This window comes from Streptomyces sp. E2N166, assembly GCF_003671715.1.
Lineage (GTDB): Bacteria > Actinomycetota > Actinomycetes > Streptomycetales > Streptomycetaceae > Streptomyces > Streptomyces thinghirensis.
In genome coordinates, this window is sequence record NZ_RAIF01000032.1 from 725,950 (window position 1) to 729,039 (window position 3,090).

Here is a 3,090-nt window from a genome sequence, read left to right on the forward strand (position 1 = left end):
CCGCCACACCGGCCAGGCCTGACCTCCTCCCGGCGGCGACACCCCGGCCCGCAGCGGCCGACCGAAGACCTGTGAGAGAGAGCAACTGTGGACGACAAGCGAAAGCTGCTGCTGAGCCTGCTGGCCCGGGCCTCCGCCCCGGCCCCGGCGAGCGACGGCGTGGCGATCGTGGGCGTCGCCGGCCGCTACCCGATGGCCGGGACGCCCGCCGAGCTGTGGGACAACCTGGCCGCGGGCCGGTCCGGCATCCGTGAGGTGCCCGCCGACCGCTGGGACGCCGACGTCCACCACGACCCGGCGGGGGTGCGCGGCAGCTACAGCAAGTGGGCCGGATTCATCGACGACGTCGACAAGTTCGACCCGCTCTTCTTCCAGATATCGCCGGCCGACGCCGAGGCGATGGACCCCCAGGAGCGGCTGTTCCTGCAGACCGCCGCGGCAGTCCTGGACGACGCCGGCCACCCGGCAGCCGAGCTGGCCGCCCGGGGCCCGGTCGGCGTCTTCGCCGGCGTCATGAACAACAACTACGAGTGGATGGCCGGCGAGGCGACCGCCCTCGGCGTCCGCACCGACGCGCACTCCAACCACTGGTCGATCGCCAACCGGGTCTCGTACACCTTCGACTTCACCGGCCCGAGCCTCGCCGTCGACACCGCCTGCTCGGCATCGCTCACCGCGATCCACCTGGCCTGCGAGAGCATCAGGTCGGGGGAGTGCCACACCGCGATCGCCGGCGGCGTCAACCTGATCCTGCACCCGATGCACCTGCGCATGCTGGCCGACCGCGGGATGATCTCGCGCGGTGACCGGCTGAAGAGCTTCGGTGCGGACGCCGACGGGTTCGTCGACGGCGAGGGCGTGGGCGCCGTACTGCTGCGGCCCCTGAAGGACGCGATCGCCGACGGCGACCGCGTCCTCGGAGTGATCCGCGGCTCCGCCATCAACGCGGGCGGCAAGACCGGCGGTTACACCGTGCCCAGCGCGGCCGCGCAGGCCGAGGTGATCCGCGCCGCCCTGCACCGCGCCCAGGCCGACCCGGCCACCGTCGGCTACGTGGAGGCCCACGGCACCGGCACCCCGCTCGGCGACCCCATCGAGATCGCCGGGCTCGTGGAGGCCTTCGGCGGACGCGTCGACGCGGCGGAGCGGGCCCAGCGGCCGACGGTCGCGGTCGGCTCGGTCAAGTCCAACATCGGCCACCTGGAGTCGGCGGCCGGTGTCGCGGGCCTGACCAAGGTGCTGTTCCAGCTGCGCCACCGCACGCTGGTGCCCTCGCTGAACTCCGCCCGGCGCAATCCCGGTATCGACTTCACCACCACCCCCTTCGAGGTGCAGCAGACCCTCCGGCCCTGGGAGCCCGCGGGGGACGACGGCGACCTGCCGCTGCGCGCGGTCGTCAGCTCCTTCGGCGGGGGCGGAGCCAACGCCTGCCTGGTCGTGGAGGAGCACCGCACACCACCGGCCGAGCCCGTCGCCCCGGACACCGACCAGCTCCTCGTCCTGTCCGCCAAGAGCGAGGACCGGCTGCGCGCGTACGCCACCGAACTCGCCGCGTTCCTGCGCGGCACCACGGGTGCGGAACCGGCGGGCGGCGGGCGGGACGCCCTGGGCGACGCCCAGCGGCTGTGCCTGCGCCTGGCCGCCGAAACCGCCGGAGTGGCCGCCGAGTACCTCGACCTCGGCACCGACCTCGCCGACTGCGGCTTCGGCGTCCCCGAACGCGCCCGTCTGGAGGCGTCGCTGACGGCGGCGCTGGACGGCACCCTGCCCGCGGGGGTGGCCACCGCACGGACAATCGGCGCGATGGCGCAGGCGGTCGCCGGGACCGCGAGCGCCGACGGGCCGGCCGGCCACGCCTCACCAGCTCCGGACGCGGCGGATGCGGCCGGAACCCGGATCGGCGCCGGTGACCGGGGAGCCACCCGCCCGGCCGCCGAGGGCCCCGTCCGCCTCGCCGACATCGCCCACACCCTGCAGTCCGGCCGCACCCCGCACGAGTTCCGGCTGGCCCTGGCCGTCGGCTCGGTGGCCGAGGCGGCCGCGCTGCTGGAGGCGTACGCCGAGGGCACGGCCGACGCCCGGATCGGCACCGGCCGGGCCACCCGGGCACGGGTCGTCCTCACCGGCACCGAGGCCGACGCCCTGGAGACCGCGCTGGCCCGGCGGGACCTGATGGCGGTGGCCGAGCACTGGCTGGCCGGCGCCGACGTCGACTGGTCCCGGGTCACCCCCGCCGCGGCCCGCCGGACCGAGCTGCCGACGTACCCCTTCGCCCGCAAGCGCTACTGGATCCCCGAGCCCCCGGCCCGGATCGCCCCCGCACCGCCGGCCGGTGCCGACGACGCCTCCGTGGAGCCGCTCCCGGAGTTCTACCGGCCCCTGTGGGTACGCGAGGACGCACCCGCGCCCGGACCCGCCCCGCGCGCGGGCCGCGTCGTCGTTCTGGTGACCGAGGCATCCGCCTGGCTCGCCGAGGCGATCTCGGCCCGCATGCCCGGGGGCCGCCCGGAGCAGGTCCGCATCGACGAACTCCCTCCGTCCACCTGGCTGGAGCGGACCGACGGTGCCGACCTGGTGCTCCACCTCGGCGGCGTCGGCACCGGCATCACCGAGGGCCTGGGCGCCGACCGGGCCGCCGAGCAGCTGCGCACCGGCTCCCTGTCCCTGTTCCACCTGGTCCGCTCGACCAGCGCCGCGCGTGTCGTCGTGGTCACCAGCGACGTCCACCCCGTCGCGGGCGGCGCCGTCGCCAACCCCTTCGCCGCGGGAATGCACGGCCTGCTCCAGGTGGTGGCCAAGGAGCGCCCCGAACTCCGCGTCGCCGCGATCGACTTCGCCTCGGCAGATCTCACGGCCGAGGACGCGACCGCCGCCCTGGCCGACGCGATCCTCGCCGCGCCCACCGACGCCGCCGGCCGCACCGTCGCCCTGCGCGGCGGCGCCCGCTACGTCCGCCGCCTCGGCCGCGTCACCCTGCCCACGCCCGGCCCCGTCTTCCGGGACGGCGGCGTCTACCTGCTCATCGGCGGCACCGGCGGCATCGCCCAGAAGCTCAGCCGCCACCTCGCCGAGCGCCACCGGGCCCGGCTG

The 3,090-nt window shown here is 76.0% G+C and carries 1 protein-coding gene; it reads left to right on the forward strand.

The window, feature by feature from the left end; genetic code table 11:
- Positions 1-87: 87 nt before the first annotated feature.
- The coding region (locus EBH09_RS38035) for a beta-ketoacyl synthase N-terminal-like domain-containing protein (RefSeq protein WP_274595151.1) at positions 88-3,090 on the forward strand (3,003 nt) is incomplete at its 3' end.